Below are 20266 nucleotides of genomic sequence, written 5' to 3'. Positions count from 1 at the left end.
ATGAGGGGCGACGCTCCTGTCGGCACCTGGCATCATGTGCCGGTGCCTACCTCTGCCAGCACCCGGAACGCCCGGGCCGCCCGTGGGAAGGGCGTCGGGCTCGGCCTCGCGCTCCTGTCCGCGGTGGCCTTCGGCGGATCAGGAGTCGCCGCCAAGCCGCTGATCGAGGCGGGCCTGGACCCGCTGCACGTCGTGTGGCTGAGGGCGGCGGGCGCGGCCCTGGTCATGCTGCCGGTGGCCGTGCGCCACCGGGGACTTCTGCGCAGCCATCCGGCGCTGCTCGCCGGGTTCGGGCTGTTCGCCGTCGCCGGGGTCCAGGCCTTCTACTTCGCCGCCATTTCCCGTATCCCCGTCGGCGTGGCACTGCTCGTCGAGTATCTGGCGCCCGCGCTCGTCCTCGGCTGGGTGCGGTTCGTGCAGCGGCGGCCGGTGACCCGGGCGGCGGCGGTCGGTGTGGTGCTGGCGGTGGGCGGACTGGCCTGTGTCGTGGAGGTGTGGTCGGGCCTCGGCTTCGACCTCGTCGGACTGCTGCTCGCGCTCGGCGCCGCCTGCTGCCAGGTCGGCTACTTCATCCTCTCCGACCAGGGCGGCGACCGCGGCGACCGGGCGCCGGACCCGCTCGGTGTGACCGCCTACGGTCTGCTCGCCGGCGCCGCCGTCCTCACCGTTGTCGCCCGTCCGTGGTCCATGGACTGGTCGGTGCTCGCGGGCAGTGCGCACATGGACGGCACCCCGGTCGCGGCCTTCGCGCTGCTCGCCTGGATCGTCCTCGTCGCCACGGTCGCCGCGTACGGTACCGGCGTGCTCTCCGTGCGCCGGCTCTCGCCGCAGGTCGCCGGGGTGGTGGCCTGCCTCGAAGCCGTCGTCGCCACCGTGCTGGCCTGGGTCCTGCTCGGCGAGCACCTGTCGGCGCCACAGATCATCGGCGGCGTGGTGGTCCTGGCGGGTGCGTTCGTCGCCCAGTCCTCGGCACCGGCCACAAGCCCCGGCCGTCCGGTGGCGAGCGGGGGAGCCGAAAAGGAGTTGTCCGCGCCGGGAACGCCGCTCTAGGGTGCTGATCATGCATGCGCGCGCACGTGTTCTTCCGCCGCCCGCCGTCTGAGGCGGGCCCCGAGCTCCCCACGCCCGGCGCGCTGTCGCCGGGCGTCGTGGTGCTGCCCGCAGACGCAGCCCGCGGGCCCCGCGGGACCGGTTCCGTCCGGGCCTGATCCGGGGCCCCCTTCCGGCCTTTCGCGCAGCGCAGGCACCTCCGTGAGCGGTGCGTACGCGCGCGTACCTGTGTGCAACCGCGGAGAGAACACGTGTCGAACACCGTCACCGGCCTGCCCGTCGGGCGAGGCCTGCTCTGTCTGATCGTCGCCGGTGCCGCCTGGGGCACCGCGGGCGCCGCTGCGTCACTGGTCTACCGGACCAGTGACATGGGACCGGTCGCCCTCTCCTTCTGGCGCTGCGCGACCGGCCTGGCGCTGCTGCTCGGTGCCAGGATGCTGGTCCCGCGAGCCCGCACCGTCGTGACCGGGGCGCCGGGCCCCCGGGCGCGGCGGGCCATGGCCACCGGGGTGGGGCTCGCCGTGTTCCAGACGGCCTACTTCGCCGCCGTCGCCGCCACGGGGCTCGCCGTGGCCACCGTCGTCACCCTCGGCGCCGGACCCGTGCTGATCGCACTCGGCGCACGGCTGCTCCTGGGGGAGCGGCTCGGGCGGGGCCGCCGCCGTCGTGGGGGCGCTCGCCGGGCTCGCCGTGCTCGTCCTCGGCAGCGGGGAGGCGACTGCGGACCCGTGGGGCATCCTGCTCGCGCTCCTGTCCGCGGGCGGCTACTCGACGATGACCCTGCTCACCCGGCGGTGGGGGCGGAACGGCGGGCTGGACGCCTCCCGCACGACCGTCGGGGCGTTCGCCGTCACCAGCGTGCTGCTGCTGCCGTTCGCCGCGGTCGAAGGGCTGGTGCCGTACACCGGCGATCCCGGTCTGCTGCTGTGCCTCCTGGTGTACGTCGCAGCGGTCCCGACGGCCCTCGCCTACGGCCTGTACTTCGCGGGCGCGGCAGTCGTACGGTCGGCCACCGTGTCCGTGATCATGCTTATCGAACCGGTGAGCGCGGCGGTGCTCGCCGTCGCCCTGCTCGGCGAGCGGCTCACCCCGGCCATGCTGGCCGGCACCCTGCTGATGCTCGGCTCGGTCGCGGGGCTCGCGATCGACGAGGCGCGGGGCGCGCGGACCTGCAGGGCGGAGGGGGGCGCGGCGCCGGCGTGACGGCGCAGGATCTCAGGAGAGATGCCTTCGGGAGAAATCCTTCGGACGACCCTCTGGCGTGGGCCCCGCCCGAGGGCGGGGCCCACGCCCCGCCCTCGGCGCGCGCCGAGGCGTCACAGGGTCGCCAGGTACTTCGGCGGCTGCGTGCCGGCCGGCAGGGCGGGGTCGGCGAGCGGGGTGCCGTAGGAGCGGACCAGGGGGACGACGCCGGCCCAGTGAGGGAGGGCGAGGTCCTCGGGCTCGTCGTTCACGCCGCCGGTGCGGAGTTTGGCGGAGACCTCGGTCAGATCGAGGCGGATCACCGCCGTGGCGGCCAGTTCCTTCCTGTTCGCCGGACGGGAGTCGGCGGCGCGGCCGGGGACGACGTGGTCGACGAGGGCGTCCAGCGCCTGCCGCTTCTCCTCGGTGTCGGTCACGTCGTACGCGAGACCGTGCACCACCACCGAGCGGTAGTTGATCGAGTGGTGGAACGCCGAGCGGGCCAGCACCAGTCCGTCCACGTGGGTGACGGTCAGGCAGACCGGGAGCCCCGGGTCGGCCAGACTTGCCGCGCGCAGCGGGCGCGAGCCCGTCGAACCGTGCACGTAGAGACGCTCGCCGACCCGGGCGTACAGCGTGGGCAGCACCACCGGCGCGTCGTCGCGGACGAAACCGAGGTGGCAGACGTAGCCCTCGTCGAGTATCGCGTGCACCAGGTCCCTGTCGTACGCGGCGCGGTCCGGCGAGCGGGTGGGAACCGTGCGCTCGCCGGACCGGTAGCTGTCGGTGCGGGCGGCGGTGTCGGCGGGCTGCTGCTGCGGCGGCCGGATTCCCGGCATGGCGTCCTCCATTGCACTAGTGCATACTTGGCTTTGTGCTAGGAGAGTATCGGATCACGGGTCGGCGCGCTGCGGAGATTTCTGCGAGCATCGAGCGCGCGGTGGGCGAAGGGGTGCTTCGGCCGGGGGAACTGCTTCCGCCGATGCGGGAGCTGGCGGAACGGCTCGGGGTGAACCCCAACACCGTCGCGTCCGCGTACCGGACCCTGCGCGAGCGCGGGGTGATCGAGACCGCAGGCCGTCGGGGGAGCCGGGTGCGGCCCAAACCGGCCACCACGGCGCGCGACGCCGTCCGGGTGGAGGTCCCGCAGGGCGTACGGGACCTCTCCGACGGCAACCCCGACCCCGCGCTGCTGCCCCCGCTGGCCGAGGCCTTCGCCGCCGCGGCCGAGCAGGGCGACCGGGAACCGGTGCTCTACGGGCACGCACCCGTGGAGCCCGGGCTGGTCCGGTTCGCCCGCGCCGGACTGGACGCCGACGACGTCCCCGACGGCCCGGTCACCGTGACCTCAGGCGCCCTCGACGCCATGGAGCGGGTGCTCGCGGCCCACCTCCGGCAGGGCGACGCGGTGGCGGTGGAGGATCCCGGATGGGGCAGTGTGCTCGACCTCGTTCCGGCGCTCGGCCTGCGGACCGTCCCGGTCGGTGTCGACGACGAGGGGCCGCTCCCCGGCGCCGTGCAGCAGGCCCTGACAGGCGGGGCACGCGCGCTGATCGTCACGGACCGGGCGCAGAACCCGACCGGTGCCGCGCTGAGCGCGGCACGTGCGCGGGCCCTGCGGGCGGTGCTCGCGGACCACCCGGAGACGCTGCTGATCGAGGACGACCACGGGCATCACATCGTCGACCTGCCCCTGTACCCACTCGCCGGTGCCACCCGCAGCTGGGCCTTCGTCCGCTCGGCGGCCAAGGCGTACGGCCCCGACCTGCGGCTCGCCGTGCTCACCGGGGACCCGGTCACCATCGACCGGGTACGCGGACGGCAGCGGCTCGGGCCGGGCTGGGTCAGCCGCACGGTCCAGCGCGCGGTGCTCCGGCTCTGGACCGGCGGCACGGTGGACCCGGCGGCGGTGGCGGCGCGGTACGGGCGGCGCCGGAACGCCCTGATCGGGGCGCTGGCCCGGCAGGGGATCACGGCGCACGGACGCAGCGGCATGAACGTGTGGGTGCCCGTGCCGGACGAGACCGGCGCCGTCGCGCGGCTGCTGCACGCGGGCTGGGCGGTGGCACCCGGTGCCCGTTTCCGGATGAGCGCCCCGCCCGGCATCCGCGTCACCGTGTCGACGCTCGCCGCGGACGACATCGGGCCCTTGAGCGAGGCCGTCGGCGCGGCGATCGGACCTCGGGCGGAGGAGTCCAGGACGTTTGCCTAGGGCAGGCGTGAGGGCCGGGCGCCCCTGCCCCGCCCGCTACCGCGCGCCCAGTTTCCGGAAGTCCCAGGACACGGTCTTCTCCGGGGTGAGCCGTATCCAGGCGTGCCGGCCGTCGTGCGGAATCTCGTCGAGGTCGAAGTTCTTGCGCGCGAACAGCGTCTCGGGAACGTCGAGTTCGGCACAGAGCTCGCCGGTGCGGGGTATCTCGCCCACGAACTCCACCTGCCCGGACAGCTCGGCACCGCGCAACTCGTCGTACTCCTCGCCGGTGTCCACGACGATCGCCACCCGCCGGTTTCGGCGCAGGTCCGCCCAGCGCTTGGAGCGGACCACGGAGTACAGCCACAGCGAGGTGCCGTCCCAGGCGAACCAGAGCGTGCTGACATGCGGTGCGCCGTCGGCCGACACCGTGGCCACCCGGCAGGTGCGCTGAGCGGTGAGGAAGTCGTCCAGTTCGCCCGGCGTCATCATGATCTTCCGGCCCCGGCGCTGCGTGGCGGTCATGCGGCCCCTCTTCTCTCACGTCGTGTCAGAGAGATCCTCTGACATCACGTCAGAAAAGGACGAGTCGTCCTCCTTCCGCACGCAAGGGCGACCGACCTCCCCTCCCGGTCACCGCCGCCCGGGGGAACCGCACGGCCGAGCGGCTGCCCGTACGGCGGTCGAACTGCGCCCTTGCCGACGTGACCGTGCCCCGCGCCGGTCCGTCACGCCCCGGCCGTGGTCGCGACCCTCGCGGCCACGGCCGGGGCGCCGGTCCGCAGGGGCCGTCGGCGCCGTACGGTCCGGCGCCGTCGGCTCACGCGAGCGTGATCGAGTCCCCGCTGACGGTGATCTCCATGGCGGGCAGCGGCTTGGTCGCCGGGCCGCTCTGCACACTGCCGTCGGCGATCGAGAAGTTGCTGTTGTGGCAGGGGCAGTTGATGACCCCGTCGGCGACGCTCTTCACCGCGCACCCCTGGTGGGTGCAGGTTGCGGAGAACGCCTTGAACTCGCCCGCCGTCGGCTGGGTGACCACCACTTTGCTGTCGGCGAAGACCTTTCCGCCGCCCTCGGGGATGTCGGTGACCGAGGCGAGCGCGGCACCGGCGCCCTCGTTGCCCGCCTCGCCCGAACCGTCGCCGGTCGCCTTACCGGTGTCCGGAGAGTCGCCGGGGGCTGCGGAGTCCGACGAGCCGGCGGACTCGTCGGAGCCTCCGCAGGCGGTCAGCGCGACGGCGAGGCCCGCCGCTCCGGCCGCCGCCACGACGGTTCGGCGGGCCGGTCCCGATGCGAGCTGATGCGATGCGCTGCTCATGCGGTGATGTCCCTTCCGGGGGGTTGCGTGATCCGGGGAGAGGTACGGTCGGCGTGCCCTCGCTGTTCAGGCACTGCCGAGCTTGCCCCGTACACGGTCTGGCAGACGTAAGCCACAGCTGTCGTTTCCCTGTCGGAGTACGCGCCCGCTGCCCGGCAGGCAGCCGACGTGAGGTGAGCGTACGACGCCGTCGCCGGCCTGCCGTCACTCATTCCGTGAACAGGGCGGTGCGGAGTCGAGGAAATCGCCGGGCGTGTGAGGCCTTGCAGGGGGCATGAGGGACTACACGGGTGACGGCCGCCCACAGTCCCGAAGTCCCGACTCAGGAGACACGACATGGTTATCGCAGGCATCATCGCCCTCTGCGTCGTACTGGCGGTACTCGCCTTCCTGGTGCCCCGCCTGTCGCGGCATCCACAGAACGGTGCGCAGCGCACCATGGGCGTCGGCTCCCGAGCCGGCTCCAAGGCTCCCGGGCCGCTGGGACGGCTGTTCAGCAAGCCCTTCCGCTCCAGCTCCCGCGCTCTGGGCCGCAGCGGCTCAGCCGGCCGCCGGGCCAGGGGACGCATGCCGTTCTGATCCCGGCGGTTCGAGAGGCAGCGCTTCGGACAGTGGCCGGCCCCTCGTCCCGGCTCCCGGCCCCTGCCCGCAACCGCACTGCTTCCTGCGCTCACTTCGCGCCGGGGCCGGGGCCGGGAGCCGGGACGAGGGGCCCGCCTCGGCCGGCGGACTGCTCGGGAGCAGGGGGCCAGTGCGCCGGCCGGAACTCCCCGGATTCTCCCCCGGGGGCGACCGCAGCCGACTCCCCGGAGCACGGGGGTCGTGAAGAGGCGTGGACGACCAGGCCAAGGGATCGCGTAGCCTGGGGAAATGCTGACCGAGGTCACCGCGATCCGCTACATCGCGCCCCTGCGGGAGGGCGGTTCGCTGCCGGGACTGATCGAGGGCGACGACCTCGGCACCTACGTTCTGAAGTTCACCGGCGCGGGGCAGGGGCGCAAGACGCTGGTCGCCGAGGTCGTCTGCGGGGAACTCGCCCGGCGGCTGGGGTTCCGGGTGCCGCGTCTGGTCACGGTGGAACTCGACCCGGTCCTGGGGCTGGGCGAGCCCGACGAACAGGTGCAGGGGCTCCTCAAGTCCAGCGGGGGCACCAATCTGGGCATGGACTTCCTCTCCGGGGCGCTCGGCTTCGACCCGCTCGCCTTCGAGGTCGGCCCCGAGGAGGCCGGTCGGGTCGTCTGGTTCGACGCGCTGGTGAACAACGTCGACCGTTCCTGGCGCAACCCCAACCTGCTGCGCCGACGTGGTGAACTCTGGCTCATCGACCACGGCGCGGCCATGATCTGGCACCACAACTGGCCCGGCGCGGAGCGCTCCGTCGCCCGCCCCTACGACGCCTCCGGCCACGTCCTGAAGTCCTTCGGGCCGGACGTCGCCGCCGCGGCGGCGGAACTCGCACCGCGCGTCACCGCGGACCTGCTCGCCGAGGTCACCGCGGAGATCCCCGACGTATGGCTGGCCGGCGAACCCGGATTCGACACGCCGGACGAGCTCCGGCAGGCCTACGCGCGCGCCCTGCTCGCCCGTGCGGCCACCGTCCACGAGCGGGTCCACGGCCTCGGGGAGAAGGCGAACCAGTGAGGGACCACAGTGACCGGAGCGACCTGCACGTCTTCGAGTACGCGCTGCTGCGGGTCGTGCCGCGGGTCGAACGGGGCGAGTGCGTCAACGCCGGGGTGATCGTGTACTGCCGTCACGAGGCGTTCGTCGGGGCCGGCACCCACCTCGACGCGTCCCGGCTGCTGGCCCTCGACCCGCACGTGGACCTGGCCGGCGTCCGGGCCGCGCTGCGTGCCGTCGAGGGCGTGTGTGCGGGCGGGAACGAGGCGGGTCAGGCCGCGGGCGACGATGCCGGGCGGCGATTCCGCTGGCTGATCGCCCCGCGCTCCACCATCGTCCAGCCCGGTCCCGTGCACACCGGGCTCACCGCTGACCCGGCGGCCGAGGTGCGGCGGCTGCTCGACCTGCTGGTGAGGTGACCCGGAGGGGCGGCGCCAGGCACCGGTCGGCACGGCGAACCACCGCGGCGGGCCGCCGCAGGGGGAAGGCTGCGACGGCCCGCCGCTCACAGGGGCACGGGAACGGGGAGGGGCGCGGCGTACGGACGTACGCGCGCCGGTCCGCGCGTCAGGTGCGGCGGCGCTTCACCAGGTACCCGGTCGTGGCGAGGGCGCCGGCCGCGAAGGCCAGACCGACTCCGGTGTCCCACTCGCTCGGTCCGCCGGCCGACGAGCCGCCCAGCCCGCCCTCCACGCCGCGCGTCGGCGCGACCGTGGCGGGTGCGGTGGGAGTCGCGGACGCGGCGGCGGTGGCCGTCGCCCGGGGAGCGCTGGTGGAGGAGGTGAGGGTGTCGCCGCGGCGGGGCAGGGCCTCGCAGGCGATGTTGTCGTCGGGGCCCTGGTCCTCGTCGAGCCGGTTGGGGTCGCTCCGGTCGAGGTTGAACAGGGCTTGCGCTTCCTCCTGGTAGGTGAAGTCCGCGCAGTCCAGGTCCTGGGCGTGAGCGGTGTGGGCCACCGGCAGTGTCGCGGCGAGCGCGACGAGTATGCCGAGGGCACCGGTGCGTCGGCGCATGGCGCGCCTCCTTTCCGGCCACAAGTGGCTCGTGCTTCGACGCTAGGCGCGCCCCCGCGCCGGGGCGCGCAACCATGGGCCGATCGGGTGGTAATCAAGGGGCCCGGGCATGGGGCGGCACCGGGCGGACGCGGTGTGCCCGGGGCCCTGCGGGCCGGGGAACGGATCACACGGCAGGGTGGGCCGTTGACACCGGGTGCCAGGGCTTCTAGCGTCACCTCTGCTGAAGGTACTAAGCGGTCGCTCACCCATCCGGGCGGGTCGCAGGAGCCGCATCCGAAGGTCCGAGGTCGAGGAGAAGCAGCGATGTCCACCACTGAGCAGCAGCGGGTCGCCGTCGTCACCGGTGCCGCGCGCGGTATCGGCGCCGCCACCGCCGTACGACTGGCCGCCGAGGGTCGCGCGGTCGCCGTGATCGACCTCGAGGAGGGAGCCTGCAAGGACACCGTCGAGAAGATCACCACCGCCGGTGGCAGGGCCCTCGCGGTCGGCTGCGACGTCTCCGACGAGACGCAGGTCGAGGCCGCCGTCGCCAGGATCGCCGAGGAACTCGGCGCGCCGACCATCCTGGTCAACAACGCGGGCGTGCTGCGCGACAACCTGCTGTTCAAGATGAGCGCCTCCGACTGGGACACGGTCATGAACGTGCACCTGCGCGGTGCCTTCCTGATGTCGAAGGCCTGCCAGAAGCACATGGTGGACGCCGGCTTCGGCCGCATCGTCAACCTCTCCTCCTCCTCCGCGCTCGGCAACCGCGGCCAGGTCAACTACTCCGCAGCCAAGGCGGGCCTGCAGGGCTTCACCAAGACCCTCGCCAAGGAGCTCGGCAAGTTCGGCGTGACCGCCAACTCCGTCGCCCCCGGATTCATCGCCACCGAGATGACCAAGGCCACCGCCGACCGCGTGGGCATGGGTTTCGACGACTTCAAGGCCGCCGCCGCCACCCAGATCCCGGTGGCCCGGGTCGGCGAGCCGGAGGACATCGCCAACGCCATCGCCTTCTTCACCGGTGAGGCCGCCGGATTCGTCTCCGGCCAGGTGCTGTACGTGGCGGGCGGACCGCTCGACTGAGGAACGCCGCGGCCCGGGGCGGTCAGGGGACCGCTCGTGGGCGACCCGGGGCAACGGTCGGTCGACTGCGACGAGCAGGAACCACCAGGGACGACCAGGCACGACTAGGCACGACTAGGGAATACGGACATGACTTCAGTGGAACTCTCGGGCAAGGTCGCCCTGGTCACCGGTGCCAGCCGCGGCATCGGGCTCGGCGTCGCCGAGGCGCTGGTGGCGCGCGGTGACCGCGTCTGCATCACCGGCCGGGGCGAGGACGCCCTCGAGGAAGCCGTCGAGAAGCTCGGCGCCGACCGGGTCATCGGCGTGGCGGGCAAGGCACACGACGAGGCCCACCAGGCCGTCGCCGTCGAGCGCACGATGGAGGCCTTCGGCCGGGTCGACTTCCTCGTCAACAACGCCGGGACCAACCCGGTGTTCGGGCCGATCGCCGACCTCGACCTGGCCGTGGCGCGCAAGGTGTTCGAGACCAACGTGATCTCGGCGCTCGGTTTCGCCCAACGCACCTGGCACGCCTGGCAGAAGGACAACGGCGGGGCGATCGTCAACATCGCCTCCCTCGCGGGCGTCGCGCCCTCGCCCTTCATCGCCGCGTACGGCGTCAGCAAGGCGGCGCTGATCAACCTGACGGGGCAGCTGGCGCACGAGTTCGCGCCGCGGGTGCGGGTCAACGCGATTGCCCCGGCGGTGGTGAAGACCAAGTTCGCGCAGGCGCTGTACGAGGGCCGGGAGGAGGAGGTCGCCGCGTCCTACCCGCTGGGCCGGCTCGGTGTGCCGGCCGACATCGGCGGCGCCGCCGCGTTCCTCACCTCGGACCAGTCGGACTGGGTCACCGGCCAGACCCTGGTGGTCGACGGCGGCATCCTCCTGAACGCCGGCGTGGGCTGAGCCGGCGTGGGCTGAGCCGATGTGGCGCGGGCCACGATTGTTCCGGTACGGGCGTCCGTTGACGAAACGGCGCCCGTTCCGGCGTTTTCAAAGACGGGTGGACCGATGACAACGTAGTCAACGCAGAGTAACCACATGATCTACAACGAGTTGATCTCAACGGGCGTACGAAGGGGGGGCCGGGGCGGAAACAGCGCGGTATCGTCTGCCGACTCTTGGGACGGCAGATCGAGGAGCGTGCGCGTGTTCAAGCGGAACCGATGCCTGCGAGGGGTGGCGTCCATCGCGTCCATCGCGTCGATGTCGTCCTTGTCCACCGGGTGCGGTGTGCTGACGTCCGACACTCCGGACGACGACGTGCCGATCGTCGTGGGGACGACCAGCCCGCCGAGCACACTCGACCCCGCGGCCTCCTGGGACAGTTCCTGGGAGCTGTTCCGCAACATCTACCAGACGCTGCTGAGCTACCCGGTCGGCGCGAGCACGCCCCAGCCGGACGCCGCCGCGGGCTGTGAGTTCTCCGACAGCTCCCACCAGGTGTTCCGCTGCGAACTGCGCGAGGGGCTGACGTTCTCCGACGGCAGCACGCTCGACGCCAAGGCGGTCAAGCACTCCGTCGACCGGATCCGCGGGATCAACGTGAACGGCGGTCCGGCCGGTCTGCTGGGCAGCCTCGAACGGGTGCAGGCGCCGAACGGCCGCGAAGTGGTCTTCCACCTCAACAAGCCCGACGCGACGTTCCCGTTCGTGCTCGCCACCCCGGCCCTGTCGATCGTCTCCCCGAAGGCCTACCCGGCCAAGGCCCTGCGTGAGGAGTCCGGCATCGTCGGCTCCGGGCCGTACGTCCTCGAGTCGTACGAGGAGGGCAACGAGGCCCGGCTCGTCCGCAACGAGCGGTACAAGGGCTACGCCGAACGGCGGAACAACGCCGTGACGGTCCGCTACTTCCAGGACTCCGCCGAGATGGTCGAGTCGCTGCGGGAGGACCGGGTCGACCTCACCTACCGGGGTCTCGCCGCGGACGACGTCATCAAATTCCAGGGCGAGGCCTCCAAGGAGGAGGAGATCAAGCTGGTGGAGGGCGTCGGCACCAGCATCAACTACCTGGTGTTCAACCCGAAGGACCCGTGGGCCGGCAAGAAGCCGGTGCGCCAGGCCATCGCCCAGGTCGTCGACCGGGGAGCGATCGCGCACAAGATCTACCGGGACACCGTCGACCCGCTGTACTCGATGGTCCCCAAGGGACTGACCGGCCACACCACCGGCTTCTTCGACGACTACGGCGACCCCAGCGTCGACAAGGCCCGGAGGATCCTCACCGAGGCGGGCATCACCGAGCCGGTGCCGCTCACCCTCTGGTACACCACGGACCGCTACGGCTCCGAGACCAAGCTGGAGTTCAAGGAGCTGGAGCGCCAGCTGGAGGCCTCCGGGCTGTTCGAGATCACTCTCGAGAGCCGCCCCTGGAAGACGTACGTCGAGGGCTACCAGAAGGGCGAGTACCCGGTGTTCGGGCGCGGCTGGTCCCCCGACTTCCCGGATGCCGACAACTTCATCGCCCCGTTCATCGGCGAGCGGAACGCGCTCGGCACGCCGTACGAGGCGAACGAGATCAACAATGTCCTGCTGCCCCGGTCCCGCCGGGAGAGCGATCGCGGCAACGTCGTGAAGGACTTCGAGGAGGCCCAGCAGATCCTCGTGGACGACGCGCGGCTGCTGCCGCTGTGGCAGGGCCGGCAGTACGTCGCGACGAGCCGGGACATCTCGGGCGCGGAGCGGGCGCTGGACCCGTCGACGATCATGATGTTGTGGCAGCTCTCCCGCAAGACCAGCTGGTAGCCGGTCCGAGGGGCGGTTGTCAGCGGTCGCCTGTAGGTTCTGAGGCCGGGAAGTGACCGCAATCGTGAGGACGTTGACGTGACCGACATCGCCATGCTGCCCAAGTCCTGGCGCGGGGTTCTGGGCGACGAACTGCAGCAGCCCTACTTCAAGGAGCTGACGGAGTTCGTCGAGGAGGAGCGGGCGAAGGGTCCCGTCCATCCGCCCCGCGAGGAGGTCTTCGCGGCGCTGGACGCGACGCCGTACGACAAGGTGAAGGTCCTGATCCTCGGTCAGGACCCCTACCACGGCGAGGGGCAGGGACACGGCCTGTGCTTCTCGGTGCGGCCCGGAGTGCGGATCCCGCCGTCGCTGCGGAACATCTACAAGGAGATGCACGCCGAGCTGGGCACACCGACCCCGGACAACGGCTATCTGATGCCGTGGGCCGAACAGGGCGTACTGCTGCTCAACGCGGTGCTCACGGTGCGCGGCGGCGAGGCCAACTCGCACAAGGGACGGGGCTGGGAGAGGTTCACCGACGCGGTGATCCGCGCCGTGGCCGACCGGCCCGACCCGGCGGTGTTCGTACTGTGGGGGAACTACGCGCAGAAGAAGCTGCCGCTGATCGACGGGAGCCGGCATGTGGTGGTCAAGGGAGCCCACCCGTCACCGCTGTCGGCGAAGAAGTTCTTCGGCTCCCGTCCGTTCACGCAGATCAACGAGGCGGTGGCCGCGCAGGGCCATGAGCCGATCGACTGGACCATCCCGGACCTGGGCTGACCCTGTCCGTCGGGTCGGGGCCGGTTCCCGCCGGCGGGGGCGGTCCGGTGCGTCGCGAGGCGGTTCGACCCGGATCGTCCCCGCCTGCCGTAGCGTCGGCGGGGACGATCCGGCGAGCGGTGCGGAGGGCGTGGTGGCGGACCGACAGGAGCAGGTGGCGCCGGATTCCGTGCTGACGCGGATCGGGCAGGTCGTGATGCTGCACCACGCGGGGGACCGCGAGGAGGCGCGGCATCGTCTCCTCGGGCTGTGGGCGGAGATCGGCGCCCACGGCGACGCCCTGCACCGCTGCACGCTGGCCCATTACCTGGCCGACACCCAGGACGACCCCGAGGACGAACTCGCGTGGGACCTGAGGGCGTTGGCGGCGGCGAACGAGGCCGAGGGCGAAGCGGCCGCCGAACGCCCCGCAGGGTACGAGGGCATGCCCGCGGTGCGCGCCCTCTATCCCTCCCTGCACCTCAACCTCGCCGCCGACTACGCCCGGCTCGCCCGCCCCGACGCCGCCCGAGCCCACCTCCACCGGGCCCGCGGAGCCGCCCGTGCCCTTGCCGACGACTCCTACGGCGACAGGGTCCGGGCCGCGATCCGGCGCATGGAGATCCGGTTGGACGAGGAGGGCGGGACGGCCGGGGGGTGGGGGCCGCCGCGGCAGCGTCCGTAGATCGCTGCGGCGGTCAACGCCCGTACGTCTTCTCACAGATGGCCGCCTGAGGACTGTCCGCGGGCCAGCGGCCGTACTCCTTGCCCAGGGCGCAGACGTCCGCCTGCCCGCCGAGGTCGTCGCGGATGGCCCCCGCGGCCTCGGAGACCTCCGCGGCGGGTGCCGGTGGTGCGGTTGTGCCGACGGCCGGGCCGTTGGCACCCGGTCGCGGGTTCTGGCCGTCGGACGGCGCGGTCCGTTCCGGTGCGGGTGCCGTGGGAGCGGCACGGCGCGAGGCGGAAGCGGGCGGTCCGGTGGGCCGGGACGGGGCGATCATCTCCAGGGCCTCGCGTGCCGGTGCCTGCACCACCTCCCGCGTCCGGCCGTCCGGGCGCGGCTCCGACAACCGGGCCGCGCCCGCGGGCTGGCCGGGCTCGGAGGGACGCTGAACCGTCACACAGCCCGTGAGGGCGGAGACCGCCGCGGTCACCAGCAGCGTTGCTGCGGTCGTCTTTCGATGCACCCACGTCACTCTGCAGTCTCCGGCCCTCCGGGGACCGGTGGACGGGCGGAGGATGCCCCGCACGGGTGATCTCCGGCCCCGTACGGGGGCAGGGGAGTGCGTCGGGTTTACGTGCGGTCGACCGGCCCGGCCGGAGCGGGGAGAGGGAAACGGGCCGGCACTGATGCCGGGCGGCACCGGGCGCACCCGGCCGGCCCGGCGTTCGGCGTCGCCGTCAGTCGCCGTCAGTCGCCGTCAGTCGCCGTCAGTCGCCGGTGGCGCCGTCGAGGCGCTCGCGGAGCAGGTCGGCGTGGCCGTTGTGACGCGCGTACTCCTCGCCGCGCTCTCGAAGGCCGTCCCGTCCCTGCTCCTGCGGAGCTTCGACGAGGTCGCCTCCTGGCGTCCGCCGGTGGAGGACGCCGTATTCTTCGGGGCGGGCCACGACAGTGACCAGAGCCGTGACGGTCACCGCGGTGACGACGTGCGTGACCGGAACCGTGCCCCTGACCCTGCACCTGACAGGCAACCGCTGGAGGAGAACACCCCGTGAAGGTCGGCTGTATCGGACTCGGTGACATCGCGCAGAAGGCCTACCTTCCGGTGCTCGCCACCCGGCCCGGCGTGGACCTGCACCTGCAGACCCGCACCCCCGCGACGCTCGCCCGCGTCGCCGACGGCCTCCACCTCCCGCCCGGACAGCGGCACGCCGATCTCGACGCCCTGCTCGCGCAAGGCCTCGACGCCGCCTTCGTGCACGCCCCGACCCAGGTCCACCCGGACATCGTGACCCGGCTGCTCGAAGCGGGCGTACCGACGTACGTCGACAAGCCGCTCGCCTACGAACTCGCCGACTCCGCACGGCTCGTCGCCCTTGCCGAGGAGCGGGGCACGAGCCTCGCCGTCGGCTTCAACCGGCGCTTCGCCCCCGGCTATGCGCAGTGCGCCGATCACCCGCGGGAGCTGATCCTGCTGCAGAAGAACCGGATCGGGCTGCCCGAGGACCCGCGCACGATGATCCTCGACGACTTCATCCACGTCGTCGACACCCTGCGGTTCCTGGTGCCCGGCCCGGTCGACGACGTGACCGTGCGGGCCCGCACCGGGAGCGGGCTGCTGCACCACGTGGTGCTCCAGCTCGCAGGGGACGGCTTCACCGCACTCGGCGTGATGAACAGGCTCAGCGGCTCGGCCGAGGAGATCCTCGAGGTCTCCGGCCAGGACACCAAGCGGCAGGTGGTCAACCTCGCAGAGGTGATCGACCACAAGGGCCAGCCGACCGTGCGCCGGCGCGGCGACTGGGTGCCGGTGGCGCGCCAGCGCGGTATCGAGCAGGCGGTGCTCGCCTTCCTGGACGCGGTCGGCGAGGGCAGGACGCTCAGTGCCCGGGACGCGCTGGCGACCCATGAGCTGTGCGAGCGTGTGGTGCGGGAGGTCCAGGAGCGGGCCGCCGCCTGAGCCGTACGCTCCGTACGGTCTCGGTGGTCACCCACGCGGCCAGGACCAGCAGCGCCGCGTACAGCGGCCAGTCGCCGAAGCGGACGTAGGGCGTGGTGCCGTGGGCGAGCGGGACGTCGTACACCCGCGTGGTGCTCGTGTCCGTACCGAGCCACGGCCCGGCCCGTCCGCCGTCCGGGCCGTGGACGGCGGACACACCGGTCAGCGTCGCGTGGACCATCGGACGTCCGGTCTCGGCGGCGCGCAGCGCGGCCAGCGAGGCGTGCTGCGCGGGCGCCCAGCTCTGCTGGAAGGTCGACGTCGACGACTGGGCGAGCAGTACATCGGCACCGTCCTCGGCCAGATTCCGGCTGATGTCCGGGAACGCGGACTCGAAGCACACCATGGGACCGATGCGCAGCCCGGTCCCCGCGTCCATCACCACCTGCCCGGTACCGCGCCTGCGGTCCTCGCCCGCCGCCTCACCCACGGACGTCGCCCACCCCAGCAGGGAGCGGGCCGGGATGTACTCACCGAACGGAACCAGGCGCATCTTGTCGTATCTGTCCCCGGTGGGACCGTCGGGGCCGACCAGCACCGAACTCTTGTAGATGCCGGGCCGGTCGGAGCGCCGCGCGTCCACGTTGACCAGGATCTCGGCGCCCGTGGTGCGGGACAGCGCGGCGAGCCGCCGCGCCAGGTCGGGCCGGGCACCGAGGTCGAAACCGACGCTGCTCTCGCCCCAGACGACCAGGTCGACGCCTTGGCCCACGAGCCGGCGGGTGAGCCGTACCTCGCGGTCGAAGCGCCGGTCCGCACTGTCCGGCCCGGCGACGACACCCGGCTGGACGACCGCGATCCTCGCCCGTCCGTCGGCCTCCGCGACGGGCGAGCCCGCCCAAACGGATGCCGTGACCGCGCCCGCGGCGACCAGAGCGGTCACGGCCGGGACCCGCGCCCGCCGGACCGTGAGCAGCACGGCCACGGCGACGTTCAGGAGCACCACCAGGAAGCTGAGCAGCCACACCCCGCCGACCGACGCCAGCCGCAGCGCCGCCGTCACCTGCCACTGACTCGCGCCGAGCACGCCCCAGGGGCCGCCCAGCGCCTCCCAGGAACGGACCAGTTCGACGGCCAGCCAGGCCGACGGCAGCACGACCAGAGCGGCCACGACCCGCCCCCGCGGCGGCGCCCCGCCCAGCAGTCGCCGCACCAGCCACCCCCAGGGTGCCCACAGCGCACCGAGCAGGGCCGCGAGGACGAACGTGAACACATGCAGGTTCGGCAGCAGCCAGTGGTGCATCGCGAGCATGAAGCCGAACCCGCCCCACCATCCGTCGAACGCGGCACGCCGGCCGGTGGGAGCAGTGCGCGCCAGCGCGATCCACGGCACCAGCGCGACGTAGGCGAACCACCACAGGGACGGCGCCGGGAAGGCCAGTACGGGCAGGGCGCCCGCGACCGTGGCGGCGGCCGAGCGCCGCCACGGGGAGGCGAGCCAGGAGCTGAACGTCTTCACCGGCACCTCCTACCCGCTCCCCACCCGTACGTGCCTCCAGTGTGCGTCCCGGACAGGATCCGGGACAGGGAGCGCCGGCTCAGCCGACCACGGGCGCCGCGGGCCGGGCAGGAAGGCGCCGCCACTTCTCGCACACGATCAGCTCGTCCAACCGCCAGCCCTCATCCGTGCGCAGCATCCCGAACGCATACCGGCCCCCGCACACGAAATCCGGCGCGGCCGGCCCGCCCTCGCCGTCGGCGGCCGTCCCCATCGGGCTCACGTAGTCGGCCTGGACACGGGCCGTGTCACCGGTGTCCTGCTCCCAGACCCCGAAGCGCACCCGCCGGTTCACGATCAGATGCTGCCGCACCGGGAACACCCGCAGGCTCTCCGCGAGCCACGCCGCCACCTCCCCGGCGTCGCCCTCGATGCCGCCGGCCGACCGGTAGTCGGCCCGCCCGCCCGGGGCGAACAGCGCTCGGTACGCCTCCCAGTCCCCGTCCTCGACCGCCACCGCGTACTCGGTGACGATCTCGTCCACGGCCAGCCTGTCCCGCACGGTCGCAAGCTCCACACGCTGCGTCATCGGCTCAGTGTTGGCCATCCGGGGCCCGGAACCAAGAGCCCCGCGCAGATATTCACCCGGCGTGAATCCGTGCATCCCGCCGGCGGCACGTAGGAGCGGGGCCGTGGGTGTGCCAGGCTGTGGATCTTCGGTTGTCGGGACGGGCCGGTTGTTCGGAGGTTCATGTGAAGAGGCTTGTCACTGTGGTGACCGGTGGTGGCCGGGGGATCGGGGCCGCTGTCTGCCTGCGGCTCGCGGGGGAGGGGCACGACGTGGCGGTGGGGTACGTGCGGGACGCCTCGGCGGCGGAGCGGGTGGCGGAGGGAGTACGTGCGGCCGGGGCCCGGGCCGTCACCGTACGGGGGGACACCTCCGACGAGGCGGACGTCGAGCGTCTCTTCGACGCGGCGGAGCGGGAACTGGGGCCGGTGACGGGGCTGGTGAACAACGCGGCGGTGACCGGGCCGCTGGGACGGTTCACCGATGTCGGCACCGCGACCCTGCGCCGGGTCGTGGACGTCAACCTGACGGGGACGCTGCTGTGTTCGCGCCGCGCCGCACAGCTCATGACGCCTCGGGGCGAAGGTGCCATCGTGAACATCTCGTCGGGTGCGGCCACCCTCGGCAGCCCCGGCGAGTACGTCCACTACGCGGCGACCAAGGCAGCCGTCGACGCCCTCACGGTGGGACTCGCCAAGGAGCTCGGTCCGGCCGGCATCCGCGTCAACGCGGTCGCGCCGGGCGTGATCGACACGGAGATGCATGCCGCCATGGGCGCCCCGGACCGGGCCCGGCAGGCCGGTGCCGCGGTGCCGCTGGGCCGCCCGGGACAGCCGGAGGAGATCGCCGCGGCCGTCGCCTGGCTGATGTCGCCGGACGCCTCGTACGCGACGGGGGCGGTGCTGCGGGTGGCGGGCGGGCGCTGAGCGCGTGCCCGCCACCGGTGCGTGGCGGGCCGACGCGGCGGCGGGAGTTCAGGCCGCCTTGACGACCTGGCCGCGGATCGCCGCCGCCCACTCGACCACCAGAAGCTCGTACTCCGCGCGCTCCTGAGCCGACAGGGAACCACCCGCGCGCAGCCACAGTGCTCGGATGCGCTCGTTGACCTCAGCGGCCGACCGCGCGGAACCAGGGGTCACGGAATCGGGGGACATGCCGAACAGCCTAGGGCCACGCACTGACAGCGCGCTACCGGACGGCCACCCGTCACCTATGGGTTCGGTCACTCACGTCCCCCGCGGACGGCCGGGTCGCGGACACCGGGTCAGTGCGCAGACTCCGCCGCGTGCGGGCTGAGGACGCCCGTGGCCACCAGGACGAGGATCACGACGCCGAGCGCGATGCGGTACCAGACGAACGGCATGAAGCTCTTGGTGGTGATGAATTTCATGAACGAAACTATGTCGACGTGTCCTGAGTGGCTTTGACCTGCTGGTTTCCACCACTTTTCAAGATCGAATGGTAGAGCAGTGGGAGATGGCGCCTTTCCAGTGCCCTCCCTCGCCGACCACGAACGGCGCAGCCACCTGCTTTGCAGCGAATCGGCAATCTCCTGCTCCATGGCCAGGGCAACGTGCGAGTGGAGACCATCCACGCCGGCGACCTCGCGGCCCATGCGGGTCTCCACGGCGATGCGACTGTGTCGATCTTCATCCAGCCACTCCTTGCCGCCGTGACGAACCAGGTACAGCCGCTTTCCGGCGTTCGTGGTCGCGGGGAACCGGCCCCCGACCCGCGGCCAAACTGTCCAACAAGGCACTGGCCGCAGTGCGCGCCCCGGTCGCTCACCAGCCCGGATGAGATTTTCGGCAAGGCAGGATGCATGAGGCCGACTGGGACGACAGCGGTGCCCCGGATGAGCTGATCGGCACGCGAAGAGCTGTGCGGTGGTGACCTGCATGCCCTGGCGGTCACCGCGCTCCAGCGGTCACCGCGCTCCAGCGGTCACCGCGCTCCAGCGGGCGCTGGCCGCGTTTCTGCGTCTGCCCGCCGGGTGATCCCGTACCGGGGCGCCGCTGCTGTGGCACTTGTGCCCGTACGGGGCGGTGTAGCCGGTGGTCGGGTGCACGGTCGCCTCAGGTTGTCGGTGCCGTCGGCTAGCCTCGGGCTTTCACGAGGTGGGCTGTCCGAAGCGTGATCCAAAAACGCGAGAAGTGCTCCTGACCTGCAACGATAGGACTTGTCGAGGGTCCAGATCGTGCCGTGGAAAGAAGCACTTCTCAGGTGAAGAAGAGTATCGGGTCATACCCGCGTGTCCGCATCGAGGGTGGGGGCCGGGCGGTGGTCTCCCAGGCCGGCGGGGTGCTGCTGGTCGAGACGGTCCGCAAGGCCGGTCTGGACACCGCGATATCGGCGGCGCTGAGGCCGTGGCGGAAGCCGCGGGCGGTGCACGATCCGGGCAAGGTCCTGCTCGACGTGGCGTTGGCGGTCGCGGCGGGCGGGGACTGCCTGGCGGATGTCGGGATGCTGCGGGCCGAGCGGGCGGTGTTCGGGCCGGTCGCCTCCGACCCGACGGTCTCTCGTCTCCTCGACACTCTCGCCGCCTCCGGCGAGAAGGCTCTGGGGGCGATCCGGGCCGCCCGGGCCGAAGCCCGAGCACGGGTCTGGAAGGTGGCCGGGACCAGGGCTCCCGATGCGGGCGGGTCGGTGACCGTGGACCTCGACGGGGTGCTGGTCCTCGCGCACTCGG

General features: G+C 72.5%; 21 protein-coding genes and 3 pseudogenes. 14 read left to right on the top strand and 10 right to left on the bottom strand.

The features are described from left to right. The first annotated feature begins 36 nt into the window (after positions 1-36). Complete coding sequence (locus TU30_RS30045) at positions 37-1050, top strand: DMT family transporter (protein WP_042176124.1); 1014 nt, start codon at positions 37-39, stop codon at positions 1048-1050. A 251-nt stretch (positions 1051-1301) separates the two neighbouring features. Beyond that, positions 1302-2253: pseudogene (locus TU30_RS30040) on the top strand (DMT family transporter). A 113-nt stretch (positions 2254-2366) separates the two neighbouring features. On the opposite strand, the gene TU30_RS30035 reads toward TU30_RS30040, so the two are convergent. Further along, entirely contained in the window at positions 2367-3071 is a 705-nt protein-coding gene (locus tag TU30_RS30035) for a pyridoxamine 5'-phosphate oxidase family protein (RefSeq protein ID WP_042176123.1), read from the bottom strand. A gap of 35 nt (positions 3072-3106) precedes the next feature. Between TU30_RS30035 and TU30_RS30030 the strand changes: the two genes are divergently transcribed. Continuing rightward, entirely contained in the window at positions 3107-4444 is a 1338-nt protein-coding gene (locus TU30_RS30030) for an aminotransferase class I/II-fold pyridoxal phosphate-dependent enzyme (protein WP_042176121.1), read from the top strand. Between the two features lie 36 nt (positions 4445-4480). Here the strand turns inward: TU30_RS30030 and TU30_RS30025 are convergent, their stop codons facing one another. After that, the gene (locus tag TU30_RS30025; RefSeq protein ID WP_042176119.1) at positions 4481-4948 is read right to left on the bottom strand and encodes a pyridoxamine 5'-phosphate oxidase family protein; all 468 of its coding nucleotides are present in this window, start codon (positions 4946-4948) and stop codon (positions 4481-4483) included. A gap of 295 nt (positions 4949-5243) precedes the next feature. After that, complete coding sequence (locus TU30_RS30020) at positions 5244-5741, bottom strand: Rieske (2Fe-2S) protein (RefSeq protein WP_042176117.1); 498 nt, start codon at positions 5739-5741, stop codon at positions 5244-5246. A 336-nt stretch (positions 5742-6077) separates the two neighbouring features. Between TU30_RS30020 and TU30_RS30015 the strand changes: the two genes are divergently transcribed. The 3 genes from TU30_RS30015 to TU30_RS30005 all read left to right on the top strand — a co-directional run bounded on the left by TU30_RS30015 (position 6078) and on the right by TU30_RS30005 (position 7780). Next, entirely contained in the window at positions 6078-6320 is a 243-nt protein-coding gene (locus TU30_RS30015; protein ID WP_042176115.1) for a DUF6411 family protein, read from the top strand. 291 nt (positions 6321-6611) lie between these two features. Then, positions 6612-7382, top strand: a complete 771-nt coding sequence (locus TU30_RS30010; RefSeq protein WP_042176113.1) for a HipA family kinase — start codon at positions 6612-6614, stop codon at positions 7380-7382. Continuing rightward, positions 7379-7780: a DUF3037 domain-containing protein gene (locus TU30_RS30005; protein WP_042176111.1), complete on the top strand. Its 402-nt coding sequence runs from the start codon at positions 7379-7381 to the stop codon at positions 7778-7780. The genes TU30_RS30010 and TU30_RS30005 overlap by 4 nt, the downstream gene beginning before the upstream one ends. Positions 7781-7928: 148 nt before the next feature. Here the strand turns inward: TU30_RS30005 and TU30_RS30000 are convergent, their stop codons facing one another. Then, entirely contained in the window at positions 7929-8372 is a 444-nt protein-coding gene (locus TU30_RS30000) for an excalibur calcium-binding protein (RefSeq protein ID WP_042176110.1), read from the bottom strand. 306 nt (positions 8373-8678) lie between these two features. Between TU30_RS30000 and fabG the strand changes: the two genes are divergently transcribed. From fabG to TU30_RS29975, 5 genes are all read left to right on the top strand, one after another. Further along, complete coding sequence (gene fabG, locus TU30_RS29995; RefSeq protein WP_042176108.1) at positions 8679-9443, top strand: 3-oxoacyl-ACP reductase FabG; 765 nt, start codon at positions 8679-8681, stop codon at positions 9441-9443. Between the two features lie 129 nt (positions 9444-9572). Continuing rightward, positions 9573-10331, top strand: coding sequence for an SDR family oxidoreductase (locus tag TU30_RS29990; protein ID WP_042176106.1), 759 nt, complete (start codon positions 9573-9575; stop codon positions 10329-10331). A 243-nt stretch (positions 10332-10574) separates the two neighbouring features. Then, positions 10575-12170 carry an ABC transporter substrate-binding protein gene (locus TU30_RS29985; protein ID WP_042176104.1) on the top strand — a complete coding sequence of 532 codons (1596 nt, stop codon included), beginning with the start codon at positions 10575-10577 and terminating at the stop codon, positions 12168-12170. 78 nt (positions 12171-12248) lie between these two features. Then, a complete protein-coding gene (locus TU30_RS29980) occupies positions 12249-12932 on the top strand; it encodes a uracil-DNA glycosylase (protein WP_042176102.1) in 684 nt (227 codons plus the stop codon). A gap of 133 nt (positions 12933-13065) precedes the next feature. After that, positions 13066-13596 carry a hypothetical protein gene (locus TU30_RS29975; RefSeq protein ID WP_042176100.1) on the top strand — a complete coding sequence of 177 codons (531 nt, stop codon included), beginning with the start codon at positions 13066-13068 and terminating at the stop codon, positions 13594-13596. Between the two features lie 13 nt (positions 13597-13609). Here TU30_RS29975 and TU30_RS29970 read toward each other — a convergent pair whose 3' ends face one another. Both TU30_RS29970 and TU30_RS34895 read right to left on the bottom strand, forming a co-directional pair. Then, positions 13610-14098, bottom strand: a complete 489-nt coding sequence (locus TU30_RS29970; protein WP_078878642.1) for a hypothetical protein — start codon at positions 14096-14098, stop codon at positions 13610-13612. 244 nt (positions 14099-14342) lie between these two features. Further along, a pseudogene (locus TU30_RS34895) lies at positions 14343-14414 on the bottom strand (DUF664 domain-containing protein); the annotation flags it as partial. Between the two features lie 209 nt (positions 14415-14623). Between TU30_RS34895 and TU30_RS29960 the strand changes: the two are divergent. Beyond that, positions 14624-15532, top strand: coding sequence for a Gfo/Idh/MocA family protein (locus tag TU30_RS29960; RefSeq protein ID WP_042176093.1), 909 nt, complete (start codon positions 14624-14626; stop codon positions 15530-15532). Here the strand turns inward: TU30_RS29960 and lnt are convergent. Beyond that, entirely contained in the window at positions 15453-17030 is a 1578-nt protein-coding gene (gene lnt, locus TU30_RS29955; RefSeq protein ID WP_042176092.1) for an apolipoprotein N-acyltransferase, read from the bottom strand. The genes TU30_RS29960 and lnt overlap by 80 nt on opposite strands. Positions 17031-17109: 79 nt before the next feature. Beyond that, entirely contained in the window at positions 17110-17598 is a 489-nt protein-coding gene (locus TU30_RS29950; protein WP_042176090.1) for a nuclear transport factor 2 family protein, read from the bottom strand. Between the two features lie 164 nt (positions 17599-17762). Here TU30_RS29950 and TU30_RS29945 point away from each other — a divergent pair, with 164 nt between their 5' ends. Next, the gene (locus tag TU30_RS29945) at positions 17763-18503 is read left to right on the top strand and encodes an SDR family NAD(P)-dependent oxidoreductase (RefSeq protein WP_042176088.1); all 741 of its coding nucleotides are present in this window, start codon (positions 17763-17765) and stop codon (positions 18501-18503) included. Between the two features lie 48 nt (positions 18504-18551). Here TU30_RS29945 and TU30_RS29940 read toward each other — a convergent pair whose 3' ends face one another. Further along, entirely contained in the window at positions 18552-18731 is a 180-nt protein-coding gene (locus TU30_RS29940; protein WP_042176085.1) for a hypothetical protein, read from the bottom strand. Positions 18732-18841: 110 nt separating this feature from the next. Beyond that, positions 18842-18979 (bottom strand): annotated as a pseudogene (locus tag TU30_RS34890) (undecaprenyl-diphosphatase); the annotation flags it as partial. Positions 18980-19800: 821 nt separating this feature from the next. Between TU30_RS34890 and TU30_RS29935 the strand changes: the two are divergent. Then, positions 19801-20266 (top strand): transposase (locus TU30_RS29935; protein ID WP_199816919.1); only part of this gene is annotated, 466 nt, incomplete at its 3' end.

The organism is Streptomyces sp. NBRC 110035, assembly GCF_000829695.1.
GTDB lineage: Bacteria > Actinomycetota > Actinomycetes > Streptomycetales > Streptomycetaceae > Streptomyces.
This window is presented reverse-complemented; position numbering and strand designations above follow the sequence as displayed.